Here is a 22,403-nt window from a genome sequence, read left to right as displayed (position 1 = left end):
GAGCTTTGGACAGATTTCGCAAGGTCAGCGTTAACCAAACAATGTGGTAGAGACCACACAGGGAGAAAACATGGCTGTTGATATTTTCATCAAGATCGGCGACATCAAGGGCGAGTCCATGGACAAGGCCCACAAGGACGAGATCGACGTCTTGAACTGGAGCTGGGGCATGTCTCAGTCCGGCAACATGCACGTGGGCAGCGGTGGTGGTGCCGGCAAGGTGAACATCCAGGACCTATCGCTGACCAAGTACGTCGACAAAGCCTCACCGAACCTGATGATGCACTGCGCCAGCGGCAAGCACATCGACAAGGTCAAGCTGACCGTGCGCAAGGCCGGCGGCGAAAGCCAGGTCGAGTACATGATCATCAACCTGGAAGAAGTGCTGGTCACGTCCCTGAGCACCGGCGGCTCGGGTAGCGATGATCGCCTGACCGAAAACCTCACCCTGAACTTCGCCAAGGTACTGGTGGACTACCAGCCGCAAAAAGCCGACGGCACCAAGGAAGGCGGGCCGGTCAAGTTCGGCTGGAACATCCGCCAGAACGTCAAGGTGTAATCGAAGATGCCCCCGGCGTTATGCGCCGGGGGTGTTTTGGTGCTTGCTCGAATCCAATCCTTTTCCCTCCGGTGTCTGAGTCATGGCCAAGCCTTCGTTTATTAATTTGTGGAGCAGCTATCCCACCGTCAAGGATCCATGCGACCAGCCCTGGGGCAACCAGTGCGCGATTCGTATGAGTGTCGCGTTGAATGGCGAGCTGACCATCAAGGTCAACAAGTCGACCTACACCGACCCAAAATGCAAGCATGACCATGCCCGTGGCGCCGAGTCTCTGGCGAACTGGCTGTGGCGGCATCATTTGGGGCGTCCGACCATTTTGAGTGGTAGCGCAGCCGATCGTCTGAAACTCAGCCAGAAGACCGGAATCATCTTTTTCAAGGATTGCTTTAGCCGTGCAAACGAGCCTGAAAGCGAGCGCTCAGGCGACCACATCGACCTATGGAATCGTGGCCGAACCAAAGGCTTCTTTGATGGTGATTTCCTTTCCAGACAGGTCTGGTTCTGGGAGTTGACATGATAGGGCCAATGCTCCGAGCGACACTCCTGTACAGCCTGCTGATCAGCTTGAATGCCTGCGCTGAAACCGATCCAGACCAACTCGACGCACCCGCTCGCACTCAAGGAACGTTCGCTGGCCAGCTACTTAAGTTGGTCGACCAGAACGGTCAATGCGCCGTCCTCAAACCTGATCAGACTCATTTGGTACTGGGTATGGAATGGCCGTGCTATTTCAACCTGAACCCAAAGGGTGAATTGCGGGTAGAAATGTTCAGAGACGTCCCGATCTTCCTGGTCGAACGGAGCGTCCCCGAACCATCGCCTAGTCGGGACTGCGAGACAAAATCCCAAGCCGTACGCAAAATCAACGGCGTTCTGGAAGCCTCGTCGGTCAACCCCAGCGCCATGTGCGGGCTCGGCCAGCAAGACCAGAAAATGTTTACGGCGCTATTCCGGTGGTAACCGAAATCGCCATCCGCGATCGCCTGCAACCGTCCCTCCCGGCCCGGTTGAATGCGCCGATGGCGTTTGCTGCTTGCTCCAATCCAGTCCTTTCCTGCTCGGTGCCCGAGTCGTGGTCAGGTCTTCGTTCATCAATGAAAAAGCATCTGCTCACCGTGTGCCTGGCGATGAATTTCATCAGCCTGGGCGCATGGGCCCAACATGCTGAACCGACGGCCACCCAGGCAGTCTTCGTCGGACAACAACTCAGATTGGTTGACGATCAGGGCCGATGCACACTGGTCAAACCCGACCAGACTCGTATGAAGCTGGACATGGAATGGCCTTGCAGCTTCAGTTTGGATAAACCGCAAAGGCTGCGTGTAGAGACTTTCAACGACATTCCGATATTCGCGGTCTGGCGTAGCGAGCACATGCCAGCGCCTAGTCGCGACTGCCTCAGCAAAATGCAGGCTATCCGCCAAATCAACGGAGCCCTGGAAGCGGGCGCCGCGAGTAACTATGCCTCCTGCGGCTCGGGCGGGGACCAAAAAATGTATGTGGGGCCATTTACGTGGTAACCGAAATCGCCACCCGCGATCGTCTGCAACCGTCCCTGCTGGACCGGTTGACCGATGACGACCCGAGCAATCCCAAGGAAAGCGCCGACAAGCGCGTGCTCTCCCTGACCCAATTGAAAGCCTCGGTGCTGCGCGACCTGGCGTGGTTGCTCAACACCACTTCATTGCTCAGCGCCGATGCGACGTTGCACACCCCGGCCGGCACGTCGGTGGTCAACTTCGGGCTGCCAGCCCTGGCCGGCAACAGTGCGTCGAACGTCGATATCGCGGCGCTTGAAGCGCTGATCCACCAGGCCATCGCTACGTTCGAACCGCGGATTCTACGGAACACCTTGCGCGTGCGGGCCCGGGCATCCGCCGAGATGAACCACAACGCCCTGAGTTTCGAGATCGAAGGCGATCTCTGGGCGCAGCCAGTGCCGCTGCGCCTGATGCTGCAGACCGACCTGGACCTGGAATCCGGCCATGTGCGAGTGATCAACGCCGATCAGCGGAGACGCTCATGAACCCGCGCCTTCTGGAACTGTACAACCAGGAATTGCACCACGTGCGCGAAAGCGCGGCGGAGTTCGCCCAGGAATACCCGAAGATCGCCAGTCGGCTGACGTTGTCCGGCATGGACTGCGCCGACCCGTACGTCGAGCGCTTGCTGGAAGGTTTTGCTTATCTGACGGCGCGGGTACAACTCAAGCTCGACGCCGAATACCCGACCTTCACCCACAACCTGCTGGAAATCGCGTACCCCCATTACCTGGCGCCGACACCGTCGATGACCGTGGTGCAATTGCAGGCCGACCCCGATGAAGGTTCGCTGGGCAGCGGCTTCCCGCTGCCCCGGGACACGGTCCTGCGCGCCGCCTTGGGCCGCGAAACACAAACCTGCTGCGAGTACCGCACCGCCCATGCGGTGACGTTGTGGCCGTTGCAGGTCAGCCAGGCCGAGTACTTCGGCAACCCGTCCGCCGTGCTCGGGCGCCTGGCCGCCAGCGAACCCAAGGCCAAGGCCGGCCTGCGCCTGACCCTGCGCACCGGCGCCGAGCTACCGTTCAACAGTCTGGCTCTGGACAACCTGCCGCTGTACCTCAATGGAGCAGACGAGCAACCCTTCCGCCTCTACGAACAGCTGCTGGGCAACGTCTGCGCCGTGTTCGCCCGTCAGCCCGGCGGTGATTGGGTGGAACGCCTGCCGCAGGACGCACTGCGCTCCCAGGGATTCGACGATACCGACGCCGCGCTGCCAGTGGTCTCGCGGGCCTTCCAGGGCTATCGCCTGTTGCAGGAATACTTTGCCCTGCCCCATCGCTTTCTGTTTGTCGACTTCACCCAACTGAGCCGGGCGGTCAAACGCTGCGACGGCCAGGAACTGGAATTGATCGTGCTGTTCGACCGTCACGATCCGAGCCTGGAAGGCAGCGTCGGAGCCGCGCAGTTCCTGCCGTTCTGCACCCCGGCCATCAACCTGTTTCCCAAGCGCCTGGATCGCATTCACTTGTCGGAACGGGTCAATGAACACCATGTGATCGCCGACCGTACCCGGCCGATGGATTTCGAGATTCATTCCCTGACCACCCTCACCGGCCACGGTACCGGGTCGGAGCAGCCTTTTTTGCCGTTCTATGCGGTACGCGATCCGTCTCGCTACGGCCGCGACCAGGCCTGGTACACGGTGCGACGCGAACCTCGCGTGCTGTCCAGCGGACAGCGGCGCAACGGCCCGCGCTCGACGTACATCGGCAGCGAAACCTTCGTCAGCCTGGTGGACAGCCAGCAGGCGCCCTATCGCCACGACCTGCGTCAACTGGGCGTAACAGCGTTGTGCACCAACCGCGACCTGCCGCTGTTCATGAGTGTGGGCAACAGCAAGACCGACTTCACCCTGGCCGACAGCGCACCTGTGGCGGCGGTGCGCTGCGTGGCAGGCCCGAGCCGCCCACGCGCCAGCCATGCCCACGACGCCAAGGCGTGGCGGTTGATCAGCCAGCTGTCGCTGAATTACTTGTCCCTCAGCGAACAAGGCCAGGGCGCCGCCGCCCTGCGCGAACTGCTGCGCCTGTATGGCGACAGCAACGACGCGGCGTTGCAATTGCAGATCGAAGGCCTGCGCGAAGTCAGCAGCAAGGCCTGCACCCGACGCCTGCCGATGCCCGGCCCGATCGTGTTTGGTCGTGGCCTGGAGATCACCCTGGAATTCGATGAAAACGCGTTTCGCGGCACTGGAGTCTTCTTGCTCGGTGCAGTGTTCGAGCGCTTCCTGGCACGCTACGTGTCGATCAACAGTTTTACCGAGACGGTGATCCGTACCACCGAACGCGGCGAGATCATGCGATGGAAAGCCAAGCCCGGACGCCGTCCGACCCTGTGAGTACCCTGGACGCGATGCACCAGGAACCCTGGGAATACGACTTCTTCCAGGCGTTGCGGCGCATCGAGTGCGAATCGCCTGAATTGCCACGCCTGGGCCATTCGTTGCGCCTGGCCGATGATCCGCTGCGCCTCGGGCAACAGGCTGAATGCACCTTCGCCCCGGCGACCCTGGCGTCGGTACAGCCAGGCGTCGACGGCTCGCCGCCGCGCCTGGAGCAGTTCTTTTTCGGCCTCGGCGGCCCCAACGGTCCGTTGCCGCTGCACCTCACCGAATATGTGCGCGAACGCCAGCGCAACAATGCCGACAGCACCAGTAAACGCTTCCTGGATGTGTTCCATCACCGCCTGCTGAGCCTGTTTTACCGGGCCTGGGCCGAAGCGCGGCCGACGGTCAGCCATGACCGCCCGGACGATGACTACTGGTCGGCACGCCTGGCAGCACTAAGCGGCCGGGGCATGCCGAGCCTGCTCAAACAAGGGCTGATCCCCGACACGGCGAAGTTGCATTACAGCGGTCATCTGTCGGCACAAACCCGCTACCCGGATGGTTTGAAAGCCATTCTCAGCGAGTACTTCGGCCTGCCGGTGGAGATCGAAGAGTACGTCGGCCAATGGCTGGAACTGCCGGAACGCAGCCGCGTGGGCGTCAGCGCCCATCAATTGGGCGTGGATTTTTGCCTGGGCCGTTACGTCTGGGATCGCCAGCACAAATTCCGCATTCGTCTTGGGCCACTCAAGCTGGATGACTACATGAGCATGCTGCCCGGTAGCCAACCCTTCAATGAGCTGGTGGCCTGGGTCGCCGAATACCTGGGCCATGAACTGGACTGGGACCTGAACCTGGTTCTGAAACAGCCCGAAGTACCGGCGCTGCAACTCAATCGCCGCTTCCGCCTGGGTTTCAATACCTGGCTGGGCAAGCCCGAAAAAGATGCCAAGGACTTAATACTGGCCCGGCATTACGCCGAGCAGGCCAACACCTCACAAACCTCAAGGAGCCAAGAGCATGGGTGAAATCAGTCGCGCCGCGTTATTCGGCAAACTCAACAGCGTGGCCTACAAAGCCATCGAAGCCGCCACCGTATTCTGCAAGTTGCGCGGTAACCCTTATGTGGAGCTGGCCCACTGGTTTCATCAGTTGCTGCAACTGCAGGACTCGGACCTGCACCGCCTCATCCGTCAGTTCAATATCGAGCCGGCGCGCCTGGCCCGGGACCTGACCGACGCCCTGGACCGTTTGCCACGGGGCTCGACTTCAATCACTGACTTGTCCTCCCATGTGGAAGAAGCCGTGGAACGTGGCTGGGTCTACGGCAGCCTGATGTTCGGCGAAAGCCAGGTGCGTACCGGTTACCTGGTGCTGGGCATCCTCAAGACGCCGAGCCTGCGCCATGGGCTACTGGGGCTGTCGGCAGAGTTCGACAAGATCAAGGTCGAGGTCCTGAGCGAGCGTTTTGACGAATACGTCGGTGACTCGCCGGAAAATGCGCTCAGCGCCAGCGACGGTTTCAACGCCGGCAGCGTGCCTGGTGAAGCCAGCGGCGCCATGGCCCCAAGCGCCATGGGCAAGCAGGAAGCGCTCAAGCGTTTTACCGTCGACCTCACCGAACAGGCCCGTAGCGGCAAGCTTGATCCGATTGTCGGGCGTGACGAAGAAATCCGCCAACTGGTGGACATCCTCATGCGCCGTCGGCAGAACAACCCGATTCTGACCGGTGAAGCCGGCGTCGGTAAAACCGCCGTGGTCGAAGGTTTTGCCCTGCGCATCGTCACCGGTGACGTGCCGCCGGCGCTCAAGGATGTGGAATTGCGCAGCCTCGACGTCGGCCTGTTGCAGGCAGGCGCAAGCATGAAAGGTGAATTCGAACAGCGCCTGCGCCAGGTCATCGAAGACGTCCAGGCCTCGCCAAAACCGATCATCCTGTTTATCGACGAAGCCCACACGCTGGTCGGTGCCGGTGGCGCCGCCGGCACCGGGGACGCGGCCAACCTGCTCAAACCCGCCTTGGCCCGGGGTACCCTGCGTACCGTGGCCGCCACGACATGGGCCGAGTACAAGAAGCACATCGAGAAAGACCCGGCCCTGACCCGCCGCTTCCAGGTGGTGCAAGTCGCCGAGCCGTCCGAAGACAAGGCGCTGTTGATGATGCGCGGCGTGGCCTCGACCATGGAGAAACACCATCAGGTACAGATCCTTGACGAAGCCCTGGAAGCCTCGGTCAAGCTGTCCCACCGCTACATCCCGGCGCGCCAATTGCCGGACAAATCCGTGAGCCTGCTGGACACCGCTTGCGCCCGGGTCGCCATCAGCCTGCACGCCGTGCCGGCCGAAGTGGACGACAGCCGTCGCCGCATCGAGGCGCTGGAAACCGAACTGCAAATCATCGCCCGCGAGCACGCCATCGGCATCGTCATCGGCGCCCGCCAGAGCAACAGCGAAAACCTGCTGGCCGCCGAGCGCGAACGCCTGGCCGAACTGGAAAGCCGCTGGGCCGAAGAGAAAACCCTGGTGGACGAACTGCTCGCCACCCGCGCCACCCTGCGCGAAAGCGTCGGTGTGGTAGACCGCGACGTTGGCAGTGAAGACAGCCACGCCCTGCGCGAGAAACTGGTGGACCTGCAACAGCGCCTCAGTGCCCTGCAAGGCGAAACCCCGCTGATTCTGCCGACGGTCGATTACCAGGCCGTGGCCTCGGTGGTCGCCGACTGGACCGGCATTCCAGTGGGCCGCATGGCCCGTAACGAACTGGAAACCGTACTCAACCTCGACCAGCACCTGAAGAAACGCATCATCGGCCAGGACCACGCCTTGCAGATGATCGCCAAGCGCATCCAGACCTCCCGCGCCGGCCTCGACAACCCGAGCAAGCCGATTGGCGTATTCATGCTCGCCGGCACTTCCGGCGTGGGCAAGACCGAAACCGCCTTGGCCCTGGCCGAAGCCATGTATGGCGGTGAGCAGAACGTCATCACCATCAACATGAGTGAGTTCCAGGAAGCCCACACCGTGTCCACCCTCAAGGGCGCGCCACCAGGCTATATAGGCTATGGCGAAGGCGGCGTGCTGACCGAAGCCGTGCGGCGCAAACCCTACAGCGTTGTGCTGCTGGACGAGGTGGAAAAAGCCCACCCGGACGTGCACGAGATTTTCTTCCAGGTCTTCGACAAAGGCGTGATGGAGGACGGTGAAGGACGGGTGATCGACTTCAAGAACACCTTGATCCTGCTGACCACCAACGCTGGCACCGAGCTGATTGCCCAGGTCTGCAAAGACCCGCAAAACGTGCCCGAGCCCGAAGAGATCGCCAAGGCCCTGCGCCAGCCGCTGCTGGAGATTTTCCCGCCGGCATTGCTGGGCCGCTTGGTGACCATTCCGTACTACCCGCTCAGCGACGAGATGCTCAAGGCCATTACCCGCCTGCAACTCAACCGCATCAAGAAGCGTGTGGAGAACACCCACAAAGTGGCCTTCGATTACGACGACGCGGTGATCGACCTGATCGTCTCCCGCTGCACCGAAACCGAAAGCGGTGGGCGGATGATCGACACCATCCTGACCAACAGCCTGTTGCCGGACATGAGCCGCGAGTTCCTCACCCGCATGCTCGAAGGCAAAGCGCTGGCAGGGGTGCGGATCAGCGCCCGGGATAACGAATTGCACTACGACTTCAGCGACGCGGCCTGACCGGCCTGGAACACGGTCAATGTGGGAGCGGGCTTGCCTGCGATTACGGTGTGACATTCAGCATTGATGTCGACTGATATACCGCTATCGCAGGCAAGCCAGCTCCCACATTGATCCGGTTCCGGCAGGGAGAAAGCGGCGCGGTGATTACAACGTTTACGGGATAACTGATGCTATTCAAGCAACTCTCACGTCTGGCAAAAATCACCAGCCCCCTGGGGCCGGATGTGCTGTTGCTCAAGGACATGGGCGGCGGCGAAGAGCTGGGGCGGCTGTTCAACTATGAGCTGCAACTGCACTCGCTGGACAACGCCATCGACCTCAACCAGCTGCTGGGCAAACCCATGTGCCTGAGCCTGCAACTGGACGGCGGTGGCGAGCGCTATTTCCATGGCATCGTTGCCCGTTGCAGCCAGAACGTCGACCAGGGCCAGTTCGCCAGCTACCAGGCCACGCTGCGGCCTTGGCTTTGGCTGCTGACCCGCACCTCCGATTGCCGGATTTTCCAGAACCTGACCATCCCGCAGATCATCAAGCAGGTTTTTCGCGACCTGGGTTTTTCCGATTTCGAAGATGCCCTGAGCCGGCCCTATCGCGAGTGGGAATACTGCGTGCAGTATCGCGAAACCAGCTTTGATTTCGTCAGCCGCCTGATGGAGCAGGAAGGGATCTACTACTTCTTCCGCCATGAACAGGGTCGTCATGTGCTGGTATTGGCCGATGCCTATGGCGCCCACACCAGCGTGCCCGGCTACGCTTCGGTGCCCTACTACCCCAAGAATGAACAGCAGCGCGAACGCGATCACATCCATGACTGGCACCTGGCCCAGGAAGTCCAGCCTGGCTCGCTGGAACTCAACGACTATGACTTCCAGCGCCCCAGCGCGCGAATTGACGTGCGCTCGGCCATGCCGCGTCCGCACACCGCCGGTGACTATCCGCTGTACGACTATCCCGGCACCTATGTGCAAAGCGCAGACGGCGAACATTACGCCCGCACCCGCATCGAAGCCTTGCAGACCCTGCACGAACAGGTCGAGTTCGCCGGCAACGCCCGGGGCCTGGGGTCGGGACATTTGTTCAGCCTCACGGGCTTCAGCCGCCAGGACCAGAACCGCGAATACCTGATCGTCGGCGCCCGTTACTACGTCGCCCAGGAAAGCGGGGAAACCGGCGGCGCTGGCGCTTCGGCGCAGTTCGAAAGCAGCCTGACCTGCATCGACGCGCAACAAAGCTACCGCCCCCTGCCCAACACCCACCGGCCTATCGTCAAGGGCCCGCAGACCGCACTGGTGGTTGGCCCCAAGGGCGAGGAAATCTGGACCGACCAGTTCGGCCGAGTGAAGGTGCATTTCTATTGGGACCGTCACGACCAGTCCAACGAAAACAGTTCGTGCTGGATTCGCGTGTCGCAATCCTGGGCCGGGAAAAACTGGGGTTCAATGCAGATCCCACGAATCGGCCAGGAAGTGATCGTCAGCTTCCTCGAAGGCGACCCGGACCGGCCGATCATCACCGGCCGCGTCTACAACGCCGAACAGACCGTGCCCTACGACTTGCCGGAAAACGCCACCCAAAGCGGCATGAAAAGCCGTTCGAGCAAGGGCGGCACACCGGCGAACTTCAACGAAATTCGCATGGAAGACAAAAAAGGCGCCGAGCAGCTGTACATCCATGCCGAGCGCAACCAGGACATCGTGGTCGAGGTGGATGAAAGCCACTCGGTAGGTCACGACCGCAACAAGAGCATCGGGCATAACGAGACGGTGACCATCGGCAACAACCGCCTGCGTATCGTCAAACAGGAAGACATTCTTTCGGTGGGCCAGCGCAAGACCGACAGCATCAGCCAGAGCTACGTCATTGAAGTGGGTGAGAACCTGCGGCTGGTCTGTGGTGAAAGCATCCTGGAGCTCAATGCCAGTGGCCAGATCAACCTGACCGGCGTGCAAATCAGCTTCTATGCCAGCGGTGATGCCGAGTTCAACACCGGCGGCGTGCTGCACCTGAACAACGGCGGCGGCGCTGGCGCCACGCCTGATGGCCAGGGCGTCAAGGCCAGCATCGACGCCAACATCAATGCCGCGTTTCCCAAGCCCAAGGGCTAATCACGAGATCTGTGTTCCATGACTTACCGAATCAATGAATTCCAGTTCCAACTGCCGGCAGGCGAACTGCAAGACGCGTCGATCAACATCCTCAAGTTCCCTGAACTGGGCACTTCGCTGATTGTCAGCCGCAGCTTGCTGGCCGAGGGCGAAACCCTGCAAAGCAACTTCGACGACCAGCTCAAGCGCCTGGAAAAACAAGTGCAAGACTTGCGTTTTCAACCGGGCGTCGCCGTGCGTCTGGGCGCCAGCCAGGAAGTCGAAGGCATCGAGTTGCGCAGCCAGTTCAACAAGGGCAACGACAAAGTCTTCCAATACCAGTTGGCACTGGTGTTACCCGGCACCCGCAAGATGCTCGCCCTGAGCTACGTGAAGGCCGAGAAACTCGGCGATGCCGAAGCCGCGCATTGGGCGACCATCAAGAGTTCGCTGTTGTTCGACGTTCCGGCCTGATGAGCACCTTGCATGTCTGATGCACTCTGGGCCGCCCGACTGGGCGACGCGCTCGATCACACCTCGATGATGGCCGACATCCTCGGCGGCGTGCTCGAGGTCGCGGCCAACATCGCGATCACTGCGCTGGCCACCGCTGCCGTGGTGGCGGCCACCGGCATCACCGTCGTCACTGGCGGGTTGGGGTGCTTCGTACTCGGCCTGGTGGTGGGCACGATCGTCGGCCTTGCCATGAGCAAGACCGGGGCCGACAAAGGCTTGAGTAACCTGTGCGAGAGCTTCAGCAACGCGCTGTTTCCACCCACGGTGCAGGCGAACATTCTCACCGGCTCCACCAACACCCTCACCAACAACATTCCCGCCGCCCGCGCCGCCGGAGCGATCCCATCCCATGTTGCGCCGGCCGGCACCGAACTGGAAATGCCCGAGCCCGAAGCAGAAGCCAGTTACCTGGACATGGCCGAAAGCTTCTTCTCCCAGATGTGGCGCCCCACCGTTGCCACTCCCGCGCCCGGCGCGGTGCCCAAGCCGCTGGACCTGCTCGTCTGCATGAAGCATCCGCCGATGCCGCCGCAGTTTATGGCCGAGGGCTCGGACAAGGTCACCATCAACGGCCAGCCCGCCGTGCGCAGCGGCGACCGCAGCACCTGCGATGCCAAGGTCGTGTCGTCCGGGCTGATTTCCTCCAACGTCACCATTGGCGGCGGTTCGGTGGTGGTACGTGAGATCCGCAGCGGCAAGACCCCGGGCGTAGGGCTGGCAGTCACTGCGTTGCTGATGCTCAAGGGTGGCAAGGGTAAGTTCTTCAGCAAATTGCCGTGCATGCTGATCGGTGGCGCGACGTCGATGGCCGTCAGCAGCGCGATGGGCGCCCTGGCCAACGCCGCCAGGGGCTCGCCGAACCCGGTGCATGCGGCGACCGGGGCCAAGGTGCTGGGGGGAGATGAAGAGCTGGATTTCGTGTTGCCCGGCATCTTGCCGATGGATTGGCAACGCTTCTACAACAGCCGTGACGAGCGACGCGACGGGATGTTTGGCGCGGGTTGGAGTGTGTCCTACGAGGTGCGGGTGGAAATCCTGCCTCACCCCGAGGGCGGCGAAACGCTGGTCTACACCGATGAACAGGGTCGGCGCATCGACATGGGCTCGATCCCCCTGGGCGGCGCGGTGTTCAGTGCGGGGGAAGGGCTTAGTGTTCGACGCCATGTTAATGGGCAGTTGTTGATTGAAAGTGATGACGGTGTGTACCGCTTGTTCAATCCAGTGCCGGGCAATACGGCGCTGCTGCGTCTTGATCAATTGGGTGATCGCAATGACAACCGTATCTACCTCGACTATGACGCCGCCGGACGCCTTGTAAAACTGCGCGACACCTTTGACTTGGTTCAGGTGGAATTGACCTACCTCCAGGCACGGGTCAGTCAGGTGGAACGGGTCTACCCTGACCAACACCGCGAAGTGTTGGTGAGTTATGGCTACGATCAGTCAGCCAACCTGGCCGAAGTGCGCGACGCTACCGGCCAGGTGCAACGGCGTTTCACCTACGACGCCGGACAGCGGATGGTCGAGCACCAGTTGCCCACGGGGCTGCGTTGCTTCTATGAATGGGCGTTGATCGAAGACCTGGAATGGCGCGTGGTCCGGCACTGGACCGACGAGGGCGACGCTTACCAGTTCGACTATGACCTCGGAACCGGTGTCACGCGCATCACCGATAGCTTGCAGCGCATCAGTACGCGGCGCTGGAACGCCCAGCACCAGATCACCCAATACACCGACAACCTCGGCCACACCTGGCAGTTCGAGTGGAACGACGAACGCCAACTGCTCAACGCCACCGACCCACAGGGCGGGCACTACGAATACAGCTACGACGACGCCGGCAACCTGATCGGCGAAACCGACCCGCTAGGCCGCAGCGACTCGACCTTGTGGCTGGAACTCTGGGCCTTGCCGCTGGTGCAAACCGACGCCGCCGGCAACAGTTGGCGATACCGCTACGATCAGCGAGGCAACTGCATCGCCGAAACCAATCCGCTGGACCACATCACCCACTACCGCTATGACACCCACGGCCAGGTGGTGGAGATCATCGACGCCACCGGCAAAAGCAAAAAGCTGCGCTGGAACCCGTTCGGCCAATTGATCGAACACATCGATTGCTCGGGTTATCCGACGCGGTTCAGCTACGACAACCGGGGCTATCTGCAAACCATCACCGACGCCCTCGGCGAACGCACCCAATTCAGCTACGACGCCCAAGGGCGCCTGCTCAGCAGCCAATTGCCGGACGGGCGCACCGAGCAGTACCAGCACGACATCAGCGGCCAATTGACCGGTTATACCGACCCGGCCGGGCACACCACGCTCTATCAACACAACCGCCGCGGCCAGGTGCGCCAGCGCACCGACGCCCACGGCCGGCAGGTGCAATTCGGGTATGACAGCTACGGGCGGCTGCAAGCGCTGACCAACGAGAACGGCGAAAGTTATCGGTTTGCCTGGGATGCCGGTGATCGGCTGACCGAACAACAGGATCTGGATGGCAGCGCCAAGCGCTACACCTATGACCTGCTGGATAACGTCGCGGCGGTGACGGCTGTTCCGGCGCCTTACGGCAACGGCCTGGCCGTCGTCCCCGAGTCGCCCCCCGCTCCCATCGTTCACCGACTGGAACGCGACGCCGTCGGCCGGCTGATCGCCAAAGTCACCGACGATGGCCGCACCGACTACACCTACGATCCGCTGGACCGACTCACTGCCGTCACCTTCACCGACCACCACGGCAACGCACAAACCCTGAGCTTCGCCTACGACGCCCTCGGCCAGTTGCTCGAAGAACAAAGCGCGGCTGGCAGCCTGCACCACCACTACGACGAACTCGGCAACCTGATCCAGACCCAACTGCCCGACGGCCGCTGGCTCAATCGCCTGTACTACGGCAGCGGCCACCTGCACCAGATCAACCTCGACGGCCAGGTCATCAGCGACTTCGAACGCGACCGCCTGCACCGCGAAGTGCTACGCACCCAAGGCCAGATCAGCACCCGCAGCGAATACGACCGCAGCGGCCGTTTACGCTCACGCCAACGCCGACACACCAGCCAACCCTCGCTGATGCCGGCCGCCGTGCAGAAACATTTCGAGTACGACCCCGCCGACAACCTGATCGGCAAACTCGACCAGCAACCCGCCGCGCAACACCGCCAACTGCTGCACTACGACGCCACCGGCCGCATCATCGCCAGCCAGGACAGCCTGCACGGCCAGCGCGAAACCTTCGCCTACGACGCCGCCGCCAATCTGTTGGACGGCCCGCAACCCGGCACCGGGTTGGTGGTGCACAACAAACTGCTGACCTATCAGGACAAGCGTTATCGATATGACGCGTTTGGCCGGATGATCGAAAAACGCAGCGCTAAATGGGGCCTGCAACGCTTTGCCTACGACGCCGAAAGCCGGTTGATTGAAGTGCGCAATGACAACGGCAGCGTGCTCAGGATGACCTACGACCCGCTGGGCCGGCGCATCGAAAAAACCGGGCACGACACCAACGGTTATCCACTGGGAGAAACCCGCTTCACCTGGGACGGCCTGCGCCTGTTGCAGGAGCATCGCCATCAACAGACCAGCCTCTACCTCTACGAAGACGAAGGTTACGAACCCCTCGCCCGCGTCGACGGCACCGGCCCGCTGCAAAAAATCCGCTACTACCACAACGACCTCAACGGCCTGCCGGAACAGCTCACCGAGGCGGACGGCCACAACGTCTGGCAGGCGACTTATCGGGTGTGGGGCAACACGTTAGAAGAGGTGCGTGAGCCGTATTACATTGAAGAGCAGAACCTGCGGTTCCAGGGGCAGTACCTGGACCGGGAGACGGGGCTGCATTTCAATACGTTCAGGTTTTATGATCCGGATGTGGGGCGGTTTACGACGCCGGATCCGATTGGGTTGGCGGGGGGAATCAATCTTTATCAATACTCACCTAACCCATTCACTTGGATAGACGCTCTGGGCCTAAGTTGCTCGAGCGATGCTAAAGTTCTTGGAAGCCGTTTGGGTAAAGCGCCAAACTCGAACTATCGAGCCCACCATATAGTAATGTCCAATTCGAAGGATGTGCGTATGCGCTGGTTGAGAAGACGTATGGACAGACTTGGCATTGACATAAATCAGAAAGAAAATGGTATATGGCTGCCTGTAAACCCACAGTCCCGTTTACCAAATACAACAGCAACCGCTCATGCCGGGGAAGGAGTACATGGCAATGCGTATAAACAACACGTATGGGAAACCCTAAAAGGGGCGAACACAAAATCTGGATTCGAGTCGGGTTTAAATAAACTCAACTTGGAGCTCAACGGTGGAAAGGTTTTCCCATTAGCAAAGTAGGAGATACCCCATGAAGGACTTTTTATATGCACGACTCAATGAATATAAGGATAAATATTCAGAGCTTATATCGTCTATGGAGAAAAACTACAAAACGACAATCTGGGGCATGGGGATCATGCCTTCCTATTCGCCGGCCCCCTATATGTCGGAGCTCCAGGGATGTAAGCCTGGACGTTTTTTAAAAAAAGATTCCGAGCCAGCCAAAAACAGGCAATGTTATTTCTTAAATAAAGATAACAAAATAATAGGTGAGTTAAAATTTGCAAAATACGTAACAATTAAAAAGCAATGGATTGTTTATAGAAAATTTTTTTTGCATGAGGCCGATCAAATCCTTGAGCTTACATTCGGCAGTGAGCTAAACGGCAACCTAGAGGCCAACCTTGACTCGGTTTCCCTGATTAAGTTTCTGAATGACAAAGCTACAGGGCATTACTGCTTGAACAACACGGGAGAATACTTCGAAACCCTTTATAAATACAACTCCGATAAAATCACTTCGATTACTGAAAAAATATGGCGAAGCACCTTCACGGAAAGGTCTTATGAGATCAATCACGCAGATGATTCCCTAACCATTTTTGAAATACTTACGGACAATAGCAAACTGAAAATTTATCCTGAGGAATGATTGACAAAATCAATCTCTTGACGAGCAAGTGTTTACCCACACTTGAAGACTCAGAGCATTCGAGAGGCGGTCGTACTCTAGGGTTATTTATTACCATCCAAGATGGCGGTTCCATCCAGCCCAACATTCACGGAAACGATTACTGGAGAGTGTACAAAGCCAATAGATCTGGAGAAGATATTGTATTTTGGTAGAATTGGACATGACGGGTTCAAAAATTACGATCTAATAAAAGACTCTCCAGTCTATGTTAATGGCACGTTAATGAACGGTGGAACTTAAACATGATTGACTTTACAGCAGATATCAATTCCAAGCACTCAGCAGCAGACATACTATTAGGGGAAAACATTTCCAACTATATCGATGAGCTATATAAAAAACACAACATAAAAATAAAAAACTATAATCTACCGGACGGGGAAACGAGGGTGGCCTATGTGGTAAACGACACGATCACCATAGCAACCCTTTCTGACGGAGCTATATTCTCAATTGGCTGCAATGTACATTACAAAGGACTTTACAGAGGTATGCTTTCTACAGGGATGTCTTTTGGCCAAGTAAAAAAACTTACAAAGCGTCAACGAATCTTTAATGGCTCAATAATTCTCGATGATGATTTCGGATTTTCCTATGTATTACCAACCCCTTATGACGAGATAGCCGATAGCATTGAGGATATACCTCTAGATTTGATTTTAAATGAAATATGTATTTCTGATTTCTCCTCTTGGCTTAGTTCGCATCAACCGAACCAGCATGAAAAATAATTATCGATTGGAAAAACTGAAAAAATTTGAACTAGGCCCGAATGAAAGCAGAGAGGCTATTTATTCAATGATGTTACAGCCAACACTTTCAGGCGATCTCATTCGAGCACTCGACTCACTTAGAGATCTGGGGCCTCACATGACTTCAGATTACTATTATGTGGCACATAAACTGATCGCTTACAAAGGTAAAAAAATAATTTTCAAGGGAGAATTGTATAAGGCAGAAAAAAACGATCTCTTGAGTTTTCTTGATGATGCCGTGACATCAGGCGATCTGCGCGAGTTATTAATCTCTCCAGTCCAGGCACATCCAAACAGCAAAACAATATACATTTCAGAAGATGCAATTCATGTGTATGCAGCAGGATGATATTAAGTTCCGAAATAAAGCTCTCAAGCATTGCCTGAGCGTGGACTTTGCTGAAAAAAGGCTATTGATGATAAGGATGGAGTGCCATCAAGTTGTCAGGAAGAATAACAGGCAAAAACCAACATGAATATATTCAAACTCTTTTCATACAAGCTTGAAAACTTCCTGAACATCCGTCCATATCCGAAAGAGCTGGGCGCTGTTTTTTTTACCAAGAAGACGAGCCTTCACTGCTCTCTGTCGCCGCCAGAAAACACAACGGTTCGACCTTCTATGTGAGCCGTTGGCACGATTTGTTCTCCATAATTACTCCGCTCCGGCAAAAGGCAATTGAATAAAAATGCACGCCCTGGCGCTCATTACAATTAGGAGATCCAGAAATGATCTTAAGCTGGAAAGCCCCTATCTATTACAACGATAAATTGATCGGTTCATACGATGCGGAGCGCGGCGCCTATGAAACGGCAGGATCGAACTTTGACTATCTGTCACTCCTGACAGGTGAGCCTTACCCTGCCGACATGGATAAACCCAAAATATTTTTTCCATGCAAAAAGAAAAAATTGCTGACTTACGACTGCTTATGGTTATTAGGCGACATTCCTTTGGTGAGCCAGCGGTTAGCGGATTTCCTCGTACAGAACGCCGGTCACTCTATTGAGCTCTTGCCACCCACAAGTATTGCTGCGGACGGGGAGCAAGTGAGCGAAATCTATTACATTGTCAATGCTGCCCAGGCGATAAGTGCGGTTGATCACAGCAAGTCGGTAGCAGAGCTCTCTGACAATGGCTCAATACTCTACTTCAATGAAATTTGGCTTCATGATAACGCCGCGGAAATGGGCGCAATTGCACGCGAGCGTGACTCGGGAGATCTTTTGATTTCCCAAGAGTTGGCTGATGCCATGATCGAACAGAAATTCAAAAGCGACAAAGGGCTAGGCTTCTACACCGCTGAGCGCTCATTCACCCCCTATAAAAACCAAGCGTGATCTACTAGTGGAAGGCATTCGTTAAAAGCGTCAATCAACGCCTACAAAAAATGGGCACCCGACCCAGTCGGCGTGCCCATTTTTCCAGCTCGCACTCATCATGTTCCCTCGCCATCCGGTCAGTCGCCAAATCAACAAGGAAGTACTAATGCTTTCTACCTGACGATTACGTAGGCAACCCCAATCCTGATCAAAAATGGTTTTCCAGTCGGTCCCACGCCAATGCCCGACAGTGTTTGTTTAAAAGCCTTGTAGGTAACGCCATGAAAGCTACAACACCTTGCGTCGTTGCCTACGGCTACGCCAGAATCCGCCGGCTTGTGCGCTTTGGGGCCGGTCGGTAACTTGATTCGTGTCACTGATCGTCAGTGGTCGGGTTTAGTCGCCCGCTGGTAATTGAAGTTGTACAAGCGTCCGTCAGACAGGTATTTCCTACCTGCATTTGATGGTGGCTGTGCGTAGGGCACCTTCGGGTGCGCCGGCTTCTTCAATTCCCCGGTCCGACTAACCTGCGTACAGCTGCCACCCCTTCGTTTAGTCGGCGAAGTGTTGTCAGCATCACTCAAGGAATTGAAGATCATGTTCAAGGTTACTCCCAACCCACCCGACACCGACCCGGTCTCCCCATACGTAAGCCCCGATTCAAAAAAACTCAACGACGCCGCCGAACGCGCCCTCGACCACCACTTCCCGCCAGCCGAACCAAAGCCACCGAAACGCAAAGGCCAACTCTTCAGCGTCTGCCCGGGCATCAACACTGAAGCCCTCCTCGCCAACGCATCGGAAGACCTCTTGTCCATTAGCGCCATCGCCGCTGACCTCGCCGACGACGTGGACGGTTCACGCCGCTCCGTAGCCCTGTCGCTCAGCCGCTTGGCCGATGGGGTGCATTTGTTGGTGGAGCGAGCGCTGGACCACCTGAATGAGCCGGAAATAGCAGCGATTCTTGCCAGGAAACAAAGCCGAGTCGGCTGATCCGCCAGACAGAAAAAATGGGCACCCAACCTCGTTGGCGTGCCCATTTTTTATCCCGCTCACCCGCTATGCGGGAAGTCGGTGCGTGTTACGGATTAACGCTGTCTTTCAACGACTTGCCTGGCTTGAACGCAACAGTGTTGCTGGCCTTGATTTTGACTGGCTCACCAGTCTGCGGGTTTTTGCCCGTACGGGCACCGCGATGGCGTTGCAGGAAGGTGCCGAAGCCCACCAGCGTGACGCTGTCTTTGCGGTGCAGAGCGCCGGTGATTTCTTCGAGAACGGCGTTGAGGACGCGGTTGGCCTGTTCTTTGGTGAGGTCTGCTTTTTCCGCAATTGCAGCGGCGAGTTCTGGTTTACGCATTAGTGAAGCCCCTTTGACGGTTTTTTGTTGTTATGTCCGTGCTGTTCTCGTTGGAACAGCGCCTAAGGCGCCGCAGGTGCTCTACTCTGCGGCAGACGGGAGTGAGAATGGCACGCGCTTTAGAGCGGCGCCAGTCTCCCCGCGACCTTTGTGGGAGCAAAAGCGGGGTGATTCCGACAGAACGACCGCTATTTACGCCAGCAAGGCGGGAAGCTCTTTGTTCAGAGCGAGTTTTTCCATCACCGCCGCGCCTGTCAGGGCATAGCCCAGCAATTTGCCGGCGCTGTCGCGGCATAGCACCTTGATGTCCGCGCCCTGCCCTTCGACCGTCCAGACGCCTTCCGCGCCCCGTGGTGGCGGCGAAACCACCAATGGGCAGACCGGTGTTTTCACGGTGATCGGCATCGGGCCATAACTCACCGCGGTAGGGTTTCCGGCGAGGGTCTGGGCCAGCGCTCTCGCACAACTCATGAGGGGCATGACGTACAACAGATTCAGCCCATCGACCTCGGCGCAGTCGCCCAGGGCGTAAATGTTGGCGTGGGAGGTTTTCAGGTGACGGTCGACCACCACGCCGCGATTGACCTGCACCCCGGCAGCGGCCGCCAGGTCGATACGCGGACGCAGACCGATGGCCGAGACCACCACATCGCACGGGATGACCTGGCCGTCGGACAGGTGCGCTTCCAGGCCGTCCGCCACTCGCTGCAAGCGATTGAGCACCGGCCCGAGGTGGAAGCGCGCGCCCAGGCTTTCCAGGCCGGCCTGGACCGCAGCGGCCGCCGCCGGGTGCAGCAAGGTCGGCATGACCTGTTCGCACGGTGCAACCAGTTGCACCTCGTAACCACCGAGAATCAGGTCGTTGGCGAATTCGCAGCCGATCAAACCGGCGCCCAGCAGCAACACCCGACGTTTGCCGGCCGCGGCCGCGCGAAAGCGTGCGTAGTCTTCAAGATCGTTGATCGGAAAAACGGCGTCAGCGGCATCGCCTTCGATCGGCACCCGCACGGTTTCCGCGCCCCAGGCCAGGATAAGGTCGCGGTAGATCACCGCCTCTTCACCAATCCACAGGCGCTTATGGCCTGGGTCGATACCGCTGATGCGCGTGTGGGTACGCACTTCGGCTTTCAATTGCTCGGCCATGGCACCCGGTTCGGCCATGCTCAGGCCGTCGGCGTCTTTATTCTTGCCGAAGCCGGTGGAGAGCATCGGCTTGGAGTAGGAGCGTCCGTCATCTGCGGTAATCAGCAGCAGCGGGGTTTCGCCATCGAGTTTGCGAAACTCCCGGGCCAGGTTGTAGCCAGCCAGCCCAGTGCCGACGATCACGACAGGTGCGTTCATTCCTTGCTCCTTGCTTGTCTTAGTTGATTTCAATCATTTCGAAATCCATCTTGCCCACGCCGCAGTCCGGGCACAGCCAGTCTTCCGGCACGTCCTGCCACGGTGTGCCCGCCGCAATACCGTCGTCCGGCCAGCCCTCGGCTTCGTTATAGATCAGGCCGCAGACCACACATTGCCACTTTTTCATTCAGGTACTTCCTCAGGATTCAGGCTTTTGCCGGCGCGAACGGTCGATCGGTAAAGTGTTGCCGTCCGGCTCAGGGCGTTTTGTACTGATCGGACCCGACAGATGCAAGCCTGTTCGGCGCAACGGCAGGCGGGGCCAATCAAATTCGCCGCCTGACATGGTAAGCTCGCCGCCTCATTTGCTGCCAATAATGACTCACTGTGCCGCACTCAAAATCCCCCTCCGCGATACCGCTCTGGCTCCCTCGAAGCCAACTGACGCCCCTTCCCGACACGTCTACGCTCGATTGGCTGTTCGATGAAGGGTCGCTGACCCGGCGCTTGATCCGTCTGTCGAATGATGGCTTCAGCGTCACGCCGCTGTTCGAAGGCTGGCAACCGCTGCGCGCCGATGAATGTGCCGCGCTGGAGCTGGCCGAAGGCAGTGAAGGCTGGGTGCGCGAGGTGTATCTGCGCGGGCACGGTGAAGCCTGGGTGTTTGCCCGCAGCGTGGCGGCGCGTAGCGCACTGCAGGGCGACGGGTTGCATATGGATGAATTGGGCAGCCGTTCGCTGGGCGAATTGCTGTTTTGTGATCGGGCATTTCAGCGCCGGGCCATTGAGGTTTGTCACTATCCTCAAGCATGGCTACCGATGGATGCTCAGGCGCCTGAACTGTGGGGCCGGCGCTCGCGTTTCGACCGCGGCGCCTTGAGCGTGCTGGTGGCTGAGATCTTCCTGCCGACCTTATGGAACGCCACCCGCGCCCATCCGGAGAATTGCTGATGTACCAGAGCCTGCTCAAGTCCCTGAACCGCGTGAATCCTCGGGCTTGGGATTTCATTCAGTTGACCCGCATGGACAAGCCGATCGGCATTTATCTGCTGCTGTGGCCAACGCTGTGGGCACTCTGGATTGCCGGTGAAGGTTCGCCTTCATTGGCCAATATCGTGATTTTCGTGCTCGGCGTGGTACTGACCCGTGCCGGCGGTTGTGTGATCAACGATTGGGCAGACCGTAAGGTCGACGGCCACGTGAAACGCACCGAACAGCGGCCACTGGTAAGCGGCAAGATCAGCTCCAAAGAAGCCCTGGTGTTCTTCGCGGTGCTAATGGGCGTGAGTTTTTTGCTGGTGCTGTGTACTAACGCTAAGACCGTGTGGCTGTCGCTGGGCGGTTTGGCCCTGGCGTTCAGTTATCCATTTATGAAGCGCTACACCTACTACCCGCAAGTGGTGCTAGGCGCGGCGTTTTCCTGGGGCATGCCGATGGCGTTCACCGCCGAAACCGGTGAACTGCCGGCGGCGGCCTGGTTATTGTGGATCGCCAACTTGTTGTGGACCGTTGGCTACGACACCTATTACGCCATGACCGACCGCGATGACGACCTGAAGATCGGGGTGAAATCCACGGCGATTCTGTTTGGCGACGCCGACAGGGTGATCATTCTGATCCTGCAGGGGTTGGCGTTGGGATGCCTGCTGCTGGCGGGTTCGAAATTCCAGCTTGGCGGCTGGTTCCACCTCGGCCTGCTGGCGGCGGCGGGTTGTTTTGCATGGGAGTTCTGGTACACCCGCAGCAAGGACCGGATGCGTTGCTTCCAGGCGTTTTTGCACAACCATTGGGCGGGGTTGGCGATTTTCGTGGGGATTGTGCTGGATTACGCATTGCGCTGACGTCTGGAAAAGATCGCAGCCTT

General features: G+C 58.4%; 21 protein-coding genes. 18 read left to right on the top strand and 3 right to left on the bottom strand.

Features of this window, described 5'->3' with window-relative positions; all coding sequences use genetic code 11:
• The first annotated feature begins 70 nt into the window (after window positions 1–70).
• The 16 genes from AB7M26_RS05905 to AB7M26_RS05830 all read left to right on the top strand — a co-directional run bounded on the left by AB7M26_RS05905 (window position 71) and on the right by AB7M26_RS05830 (window position 18,834).
• The gene (locus AB7M26_RS05905) at window positions 71–559 is read left to right on the top strand and encodes an Hcp family type VI secretion system effector (protein ID WP_007894494.1); all 489 of its coding nucleotides are present in this window, start codon (window positions 71–73) and stop codon (window positions 557–559) included.
• Between the two features lie 82 nt (window positions 560–641).
• Window positions 642–1,079, top strand: a complete 438-nt coding sequence (locus tag AB7M26_RS05900; RefSeq protein WP_123500799.1) for a type VI secretion system amidase effector protein Tae4 — start codon at window positions 642–644, stop codon at window positions 1,077–1,079.
• Between the two features lie 8 nt (window positions 1,080–1,087).
• Complete coding sequence (locus AB7M26_RS05895) at window positions 1,088–1,522, top strand: hypothetical protein (RefSeq protein WP_429375817.1); 435 nt, start codon at window positions 1,088–1,090, stop codon at window positions 1,520–1,522.
• Window positions 1,516–2,082 carry a hypothetical protein gene (locus AB7M26_RS05890; protein WP_429388310.1) on the top strand — a complete coding sequence of 189 codons (567 nt, stop codon included), beginning with the start codon at window positions 1,516–1,518 and terminating at the stop codon, window positions 2,080–2,082. The genes AB7M26_RS05895 and AB7M26_RS05890 overlap by 7 nt, the downstream gene beginning before the upstream one ends.
• Window positions 2,076–2,588 (top strand): type VI secretion system baseplate subunit TssE, encoded by a 513-nt coding sequence (tssE, locus tag AB7M26_RS05885; RefSeq protein WP_123500805.1) that lies wholly within the window; start codon window positions 2,076–2,078, stop codon window positions 2,586–2,588. The genes AB7M26_RS05890 and tssE overlap by 7 nt, the downstream gene beginning before the upstream one ends.
• On the top strand, window positions 2,585–4,444 hold the full coding sequence (gene tssF / locus AB7M26_RS05880) for a type VI secretion system baseplate subunit TssF (RefSeq protein WP_429388307.1): 1,860 nt from the start codon (window positions 2,585–2,587) through the stop codon (window positions 4,442–4,444). Before tssE ends, tssF begins: the two co-directional genes overlap by 4 nt.
• A complete protein-coding gene (tssG, locus tag AB7M26_RS05875; RefSeq protein WP_429375815.1) occupies window positions 4,408–5,460 on the top strand; it encodes a type VI secretion system baseplate subunit TssG in 1,053 nt (350 codons plus the stop codon). The genes tssF and tssG overlap by 37 nt, the downstream gene beginning before the upstream one ends.
• Window positions 5,453–8,131, top strand: a complete 2,679-nt coding sequence (tssH, locus tag AB7M26_RS05870; RefSeq protein ID WP_429375814.1) for a type VI secretion system ATPase TssH — start codon at window positions 5,453–5,455, stop codon at window positions 8,129–8,131. The genes tssG and tssH overlap by 8 nt, the downstream gene beginning before the upstream one ends.
• A gap of 170 nt (window positions 8,132–8,301) precedes the next feature.
• On the top strand, window positions 8,302–10,239 hold the full coding sequence (locus tag AB7M26_RS05865) for a type VI secretion system Vgr family protein (protein WP_123500813.1): 1,938 nt from the start codon (window positions 8,302–8,304) through the stop codon (window positions 10,237–10,239).
• 18 nt (window positions 10,240–10,257) lie between these two features.
• Window positions 10,258–10,692 (top strand): DcrB-related protein, encoded by a 435-nt coding sequence (locus AB7M26_RS05860; protein WP_008007718.1) that lies wholly within the window; start codon window positions 10,258–10,260, stop codon window positions 10,690–10,692.
• A gap of 12 nt (window positions 10,693–10,704) precedes the next feature.
• A complete protein-coding gene (locus AB7M26_RS05855; protein WP_429388302.1) occupies window positions 10,705–15,087 on the top strand; it encodes an RHS repeat-associated core domain-containing protein in 4,383 nt (1,460 codons plus the stop codon).
• Window positions 15,088–15,097: 10 nt separating this feature from the next.
• Window positions 15,098–15,721 carry a hypothetical protein gene (locus AB7M26_RS05850; protein ID WP_123500820.1) on the top strand — a complete coding sequence of 208 codons (624 nt, stop codon included), beginning with the start codon at window positions 15,098–15,100 and terminating at the stop codon, window positions 15,719–15,721.
• Between the two features lie 284 nt (window positions 15,722–16,005).
• The gene (locus tag AB7M26_RS05845) at window positions 16,006–16,494 is read left to right on the top strand and encodes a hypothetical protein (RefSeq protein WP_123500822.1); all 489 of its coding nucleotides are present in this window, start codon (window positions 16,006–16,008) and stop codon (window positions 16,492–16,494) included.
• On the top strand, window positions 16,484–16,867 hold the full coding sequence (locus AB7M26_RS05840; protein ID WP_123500824.1) for a hypothetical protein: 384 nt from the start codon (window positions 16,484–16,486) through the stop codon (window positions 16,865–16,867). The genes AB7M26_RS05845 and AB7M26_RS05840 overlap by 11 nt, the downstream gene beginning before the upstream one ends.
• 380 nt (window positions 16,868–17,247) lie before the next feature.
• Window positions 17,248–17,859, top strand: a complete 612-nt coding sequence (locus AB7M26_RS05835; RefSeq protein ID WP_123500826.1) for an imm11 family protein — start codon at window positions 17,248–17,250, stop codon at window positions 17,857–17,859.
• Between the two features lie 579 nt (window positions 17,860–18,438).
• Window positions 18,439–18,834, top strand: a complete 396-nt coding sequence (locus tag AB7M26_RS05830) for a DUF6124 family protein (RefSeq protein ID WP_123500828.1) — start codon at window positions 18,439–18,441, stop codon at window positions 18,832–18,834.
• An 88-nt stretch (window positions 18,835–18,922) separates the two neighbouring features.
• On the opposite strand, the gene AB7M26_RS05825 is transcribed toward AB7M26_RS05830, so the two are convergent.
• The 3 genes from AB7M26_RS05825 to AB7M26_RS05815 all read right to left on the bottom strand — a co-directional run bounded on the left by AB7M26_RS05825 (window position 18,923) and on the right by AB7M26_RS05815 (window position 20,726).
• Window positions 18,923–19,198 carry an HU family DNA-binding protein gene (locus AB7M26_RS05825; RefSeq protein ID WP_003213368.1) on the bottom strand — a complete coding sequence of 92 codons (276 nt, stop codon included), beginning with the start codon at window positions 19,196–19,198 and terminating at the stop codon, window positions 18,923–18,925.
• Between the two features lie 192 nt (window positions 19,199–19,390).
• Window positions 19,391–20,539, bottom strand: coding sequence for an NAD(P)/FAD-dependent oxidoreductase (locus AB7M26_RS05820; protein ID WP_218395581.1), 1,149 nt, complete (start codon window positions 20,537–20,539; stop codon window positions 19,391–19,393).
• Window positions 20,540–20,558: 19 nt separating this feature from the next.
• Window positions 20,559–20,726, bottom strand: coding sequence for a rubredoxin (locus AB7M26_RS05815; RefSeq protein ID WP_007896465.1), 168 nt, complete (start codon window positions 20,724–20,726; stop codon window positions 20,559–20,561).
• A 200-nt stretch (window positions 20,727–20,926) separates the two neighbouring features.
• On the opposite strand from AB7M26_RS05815, the gene AB7M26_RS05810 reads away from it, so the two are divergent.
• Both AB7M26_RS05810 and ubiA read left to right on the top strand, forming a co-directional pair.
• Entirely contained in the window at window positions 20,927–21,490 is a 564-nt protein-coding gene (locus tag AB7M26_RS05810; protein ID WP_429388295.1) for a chorismate--pyruvate lyase family protein, read from the top strand.
• On the top strand, window positions 21,490–22,380 hold the full coding sequence (gene ubiA, locus AB7M26_RS05805; protein ID WP_123500833.1) for a 4-hydroxybenzoate octaprenyltransferase: 891 nt from the start codon (window positions 21,490–21,492) through the stop codon (window positions 22,378–22,380). Before AB7M26_RS05810 ends, ubiA begins: the two co-directional genes overlap by 1 nt.
• Window positions 22,381–22,403 lie beyond the last annotated feature (23 nt).

The organism is Pseudomonas sp. F-14 TE3482, assembly GCF_053629455.1.
Note: the sequence above shows the minus strand (reverse complement) of the source record. Positions and strands in the feature narration are given on the sequence as shown.